Source organism: Ochrobactrum sp. S1502_03 (genome assembly GCF_044435015.1).
Lineage (GTDB): Bacteria > Pseudomonadota > Alphaproteobacteria > Rhizobiales > Rhizobiaceae > Brucella > Brucella chromiisoli.
Map to the genome: position 1 here is coordinate 1 of NZ_JAYEXN010000070.1, position 5,418 is coordinate 5,418.

The following is a 5,418-nucleotide window of genomic DNA, read 5'->3' on the forward strand; positions in this document are numbered from 1 at the left end:
TGCACTCGTTGCAGAAGGAAAATAGGTGGCCGAGTTTTACTCCGCCGAAGCGGGATTATCCCGCCACTTCCGTGGACTAATTTTGCACCGCCGCTCTCACGTGACTGTTATTGATGAAGCATCGCTTGTTGAAATGCGCGATGAATTCCTTGATCCCGATCGCCTTCTTTTGGTCGTTGGTGATCTTTTCCAGATTTCAAAAGAAGGTTCTGTTCTGGATTGGGCGGAGCGGTCCGGCTTGCCAGTCTTTACCTTGGAAAAGAATTATCGCGCTAAGAATGCGGATATCATGGCTTGGTCGAGTATCTTCAGATATGACAGCTCTGTTGTTATGGAAAATCATGGAAGCCGTCTGTCTGGTATTCGGTATGTGCCGATGGCCAGAAAGGTTAATGGTGTCGTGATGGCTGAGGCGCGCGCGGTTTCCAATGCGGCTATTGCCGCTATGGATAAGGGTGGATCTGCCGCTGTTGTTGCGTTTAGCAAAAAACAGCTTTTAGCCATATTGGATTGCATGGGAACCGAGCAATTAGCTCGATTGAAATTTGCTGGCTTGCCTGAAGATATTCAGGGCAAGGAAGCGGATCATGTCTTTATTTCAATGGGTGCAGCTTTGACCGCCGGCGGCAAGACGCCGACGCGCATTAATGGACTTGAGGATGAAATGGGAATTGCGCGTATGAATGTTGCTCTTTCACGCGCTCTTTATTCCAATACCATTTTCTCCGGTCTTGTTGAAGATGACATTGACTTGCGCGTTGCGACAGCGTCGCAGACAATTCTATTGTCTGTGTTGAAAACACATATGATGCTGCCTGATGAAAAATTAATGTCTGAATCTGAATATTATAATTTTCAGGTTGCAGAAGATTTATCTCGTTCTTACTATTCCCGAAAATAAGTAACTCTATGGGATCTTTAAGTAATCGGGATAGACATGTCGGCACGGGCTAAACCGCTATGAGCGTTTTCGGGAAGGCTAGACGTAGAGTCAAGAACACGCACCCATCAGCCATTGCAGATTGCCAGTCAAGATTCTCAATTCCAGCTCACGTCAGCAATGACATGGAGCCACACGCGTAGATAAGGGCCGCAGTTGAAGCAATTCGGCAAACCTCAGAAACGATATCACCACTGCCTTGACGGAAAGTTTGAAGCCAAACATTACGATGGGGGCTGTCTAATTTTATGGAGCGCTTTCGCCTGAGGTGAGAACCACCTTGGAGCTAAACTTAATAGGAAGGCTTTTACCGTCTGATGGAGTCAGTGTTCTTGCATCGACACGTTTGAAATCCTGTACCTCATCGTCATTGCATACCGGCTCGAAATCAATTGGCAAAACAAGATCATACGACACTAATAATTCGCGGTGCATACCCTGCGGGCTGAGATACACACATGGGATACTATTGCGCAACGCAAGATCGGACATGAGTTCTTTTGTAATGCCAGCTTCTTCCCATCCCTCTTTAACTGCGGTTTCTAATGGACTTACATTGCTTGCCTTGCCGCCTGCCACCAATGTATCCCAATGCCCCGGCGCTGCATTCGCAGCATCAGATCGCTGAGAAAGCCAGATTTGGGCATTGTTGCTTTCAGATGTCTTTATAACACCATTCACATGAACTTTCGTTGCCCACAGCCCCAAAATTCGCAAGGCACTGCGGTCAATGGTAGCGACGGGTTCAGCATCACACCCGTAAAGCACATCCATAACCTCATTGCGGTGTTCAACGATTAATCCCTCTGTCCATAAAGCCTCGCGAACTTTTTCAAGTGTAACAGTGAGATCACTAATCTGCTCGTGACAACTCTTCAATTCAAGGCGCGCGCCATTATTGATGAATAGTCCTTTACGGATCAAAAACGTGGCAACGGGAAACGGTACATATCCCAAACATTGCATGCCTGACGGAAGATACCATTCACGAAAAGCCTCGCTGGCAAAAGATGGCTTGGAATATGGTTTGATCATCGATTTAAGAAGCATTTCTACACAATCAATCAGGGGCGAACAAAAGGGCATTGGCGGCTTCAACTTCAATGCTGATAGCCGCTCCAGATGAATAACGCTCATTTAAGATAAAGGCAGCAGTCGTCGCATTGCCAAAATCCAGTTCTACGCGCCACTTTCCACCTTCAAACAAGCTTTGCAGAACCTGACCACGAAGACGTAGCCGATCCTGTTGCGATAAGACAGCTGGGTCAACGACGACAGCTTCAGGACGAAGCATTAGGGCAATGTCACCACGATACTCACTGTTAACTTCTGCACTTGTAGGCAATATCAATTCCTGAGAGCCTACTCTCGCTTTAACCCGATCATCCGTTCTACCGTCAACGATTTGCGCGGCAAGTCGATTATCATAACCAGCAAGCCCAGCGATCCATTTCGACTGCGGTTTGGAAAACAATTCCTGCGGATCGCCTATTTGTTCGATACGTCCCTGCTTTAATACAACCAGAATATCAGCGAAGCTGCTGGCTTCCAGAGGGTCATGCGTTACGTAAAGTACAGTTTTGCCCAAATCACGAAACAAACGTGCAAACTCACGACGCATTTCAAGGCGAAGCTGCACGTCGAGGTTAGAAAGCGGTTCGTCGAACAGCAAGAGACTGGGATCTGTCGCAAGAGCGCGGGCAATTGCCACGCGTTGCTGTTGCCCGCCTGAAATTTGTGACGGTAGGCGCTTGGCGAGATGTGCAATTTGCATGGTATGCAGGAGGTCACTAACGCGTTTGACACGCACATCCTTTGCGTGGCGATTCAAACCATAGCCGATGATGCGTTCGACACTCATGTGCGGCCAGAGCGCATAATCTTGAAAGACCATATTAAGCCCGCGCCGCTGCGGTTCAACGATCTTAACTGGTGAGGAAATTGTTTCTCCTCGTAAGCGTATTTCGCCTGCATCAGGACGATCGAGCCCAGCCACAAGCCGCAGGATCGAAGACTTCCCGCAACCAGAAGGTCCAACAAGGCATACGACTTTACCTTCCGGGACAGTCAGAGACAAATTTTCAAGCACCGTATTTTTCCCGTAATGACGGGAGATATTCATTATCTCAAGCATGTCATGTCCTCGGAGCAGGTATCACCCTGCGCAAAGTAAAAAGCGTCAGCGCGCGTAAGACAAAGATTACGATGATCGTCACTGCACCCGCGATAAGCGTAGCCGCCGTTGCCGCGCCAAAAAGTCCCTGTTCAAACGCACGATTGACATGGACAGGCAGAACATCGAGGCGCGGTGGACGAAGGATTGAATTGATTGCAAGATCGAACACGGCGGAGCCAAAAGCGGTCAGTGTCGCGGACAAAAGGGCTGCTGCGATCAGCGGAAGAACAATCGTAACGATGCGCCTGCCAAGTCCGGCACCTTGCAGCGCCGCAGCCGACAACATCGATACCGGAACCTGTGCCATAGCACCCAACAGAACACGAATAGCAATCGGAACAGATCCTGCAATACCTGCCAGCACCAATATCGATGGCTTTCCATAGAGCGAAATATTCAAGTCGCTTAGAATTGGCGCATTCCAGACGAAGATATAACCAATGCCCAGTACCACGCCCGGTACTGCGAGACTAAGCGTGCATGTTACGTCGATCAACTTGTTGAACCGGAAATCCGAAAAGATCAGCACATAAGATGCGGCAGCAGCAAGAATAGCACTTCCAATAGCCGCGATAGCAGCAATCTGGAGTGAGTTACGCAATGCTGTCAGAAATGCGCCGCTCGTGTTCAATACGTAGCGATAATGATCAAGCGTGAGGTTTTCTAAATTGAACCCGGCACTCACACGCTGTGTAAAAGAGACGAGGACGCTGGAACCGATAGGTATGATTAGTAGTAGAAATATCGCCGCCAACGCGGCTCCGTTTAAAAACAGACTTGGTGCAGTTTTGTTTTGCTGGAAGATCTGTGCCTTGCCACCCAGGAAGTCATAACGCCGACGGCGCACCAAAAGCAGGTAAGCAAGAACTGCTATAAGCATAATCGCTGTGACGTAGAAAGCCAGAATGCCTGCAAGATCAAAGCGGATCGGCGATTGATTGATTGCTACATAAATAGCGTAGGTGAGCGTTGGAAATCGATATGTGGTCGCGAGGGCTGCAGGCAGCCCGAAATCGCCCAGAACGTCGATAAATATCAGCACTGCCCCTGATAAAACTGCTGGCAGTAACATCGGGATGCTGATTGTTGTAAGCACGCGAAACGGAGAGGCACCGCAAAGACGTGCGGCATGCGTAAAATCATCCATTTTCCATTGCAAGGATGCAAGCACCGTCAGATACGCGTAGGGGCTTGCCTTAACACTCATGATGAAAACCAGCCCCCAGGGACTGAACAGTGCAGTTGGTATGAAGTCCAACCCCAACCAAGAAACGGCAATTCCACCACGACTGCCGAACAAACTCCATCCCTGCGCCAGAATGAAAGAGGGCAGGATGATCACAGCCCAGGCTGCGATATCGAGCACCCATCCAAATCGGAGTGCTGGTGACTGGCGTAAAATTGCAAGCAGAGTTCCGAACAGGCAGCCAAATAAGGCCGAAGCGCCAGCCAGAAACAGCGAATTCTGAAGAGCCGTCCGCCACAGCGGCCGACTAAATACTTCCGTCAAGCCACTCAGGCTGAAATTTGTTGGTTGTGAATGAAATAAGCCAGGCAAAAATGCCTGAATGAGCACAGTGCCAAGCGGCGCCAGCACCAAAATGAACAACGACAGCACGACAAGCATGCCAAGCACATCTTCAGCTCTAACTTCCGGGGTCAGACGCAAGCGGACAAATGCCCGCTCGCCATTCCGTCGTGAGACAAAAACGTCGGTCATGTGGTTCTCTCAATTAACGGCAGGATTTGTCCCGTTTGCGCTTGATCAATTCACAGCGCGGTCAGCAAACCATGTCTTGATTTCGGCTTCATGCTCGACGGCATAGTCATCAGGTGCAACGCGATAAATCAGTCCTTCTGCAGGACCATCTGCACGGCGAGGTGCGTTTTTTACGGTTGGCTCGAAAAGTCCATCGGAACCAGCTGCCTGTTGCAGATAGCCTTGAGTTTCAGGTTTTAACAGCCATTCAACAAAGTCCTGTGCCGCTTCAGGTCGCTGGGTCTTTGCCTGAATGCCTACGCCTCGGATAACCCCAGATGCACCTTCCTGCGGCCAGACTATTTCAACCGGAGATTCACTTGACGCTTTCAATGTGTAAGCAACCTGTGAAGTGATCATCGCAACTGAGATTTCACCTGCCGTTAACGCGCGACCTACTGGGCCATTGGTGCGGAAAACGCGCATGCCATTGTCAAAGAAACTTGAGAGCGGCGGTGCAAAATTAGTCCACGGAAGTGGCGGGATAATCCCGCTTCGGCGGAGTAAAACTCGGCCACCTATTTTCCTTCTGCAACGAGTGCA

At 49.6% G+C, this 5,418-nt stretch carries 5 protein-coding genes; 1 reads left to right on the plus strand and 4 read right to left on the minus strand.

The genetic code is table 11. From position 1 onward, the window contains the following. Positions 1–25 precede the first annotated feature (25 nt). Positions 26–901, plus strand: coding sequence for a hypothetical protein (locus VBH83_RS19115; protein WP_396999062.1), 876 nt, complete (start codon positions 26–28; stop codon positions 899–901). 285 nt (positions 902–1,186) lie between these two features. Here VBH83_RS19115 and VBH83_RS19120 read toward each other — a convergent pair whose 3' ends face one another. The 4 genes from VBH83_RS19120 to VBH83_RS19135 are packed head-to-tail and all read right to left on the minus strand — an operon-like array spanning position 1,187 to position 5,301. Beyond that, positions 1,187–2,044, minus strand: a complete 858-nt coding sequence (locus tag VBH83_RS19120; RefSeq protein WP_396999063.1) for an NUDIX domain-containing protein — start codon at positions 2,042–2,044, stop codon at positions 1,187–1,189. Beyond that, a complete protein-coding gene (locus VBH83_RS19125) occupies positions 2,001–3,074 on the minus strand; it encodes an ABC transporter ATP-binding protein (RefSeq protein ID WP_396999064.1) in 1,074 nt (357 codons plus the stop codon). The genes VBH83_RS19120 and VBH83_RS19125 overlap by 44 nt, the downstream gene beginning before the upstream one ends. A 1-nt stretch (position 3,075) precedes the next feature. Beyond that, entirely contained in the window at positions 3,076–4,836 is a 1,761-nt protein-coding gene (locus tag VBH83_RS19130; RefSeq protein ID WP_396999065.1) for an ABC transporter permease, read from the minus strand. A 45-nt stretch (positions 4,837–4,881) separates the two neighbouring features. Then, entirely contained in the window at positions 4,882–5,301 is a 420-nt protein-coding gene (locus VBH83_RS19135) for an ABC transporter substrate-binding protein (RefSeq protein ID WP_396999066.1), read from the minus strand. Positions 5,302–5,418: the final 117 nt, after the last annotated feature.

Excerpts from the sequence above, each read along its gene's own strand:
- VBH83_RS19125 (WP_396999064.1), bottom strand. The coding sequence starts at position 3,074 with ATGCTTGAGATAATGAATATCTCCCGTCATTACGGGAAAAATACGGTG.
- VBH83_RS19130 (WP_396999065.1), bottom strand. The coding sequence starts at position 4,836 with ATGACCGACGTTTTTGTCTCACGACGGAATGGCGAGCGGGCATTTGTC.
- VBH83_RS19135 (WP_396999066.1), bottom strand. The coding sequence starts at position 5,301 with ATGCGCGTTTTCCGCACCAATGGCCCAGTAGGTCGCGCGTTAACGGCA.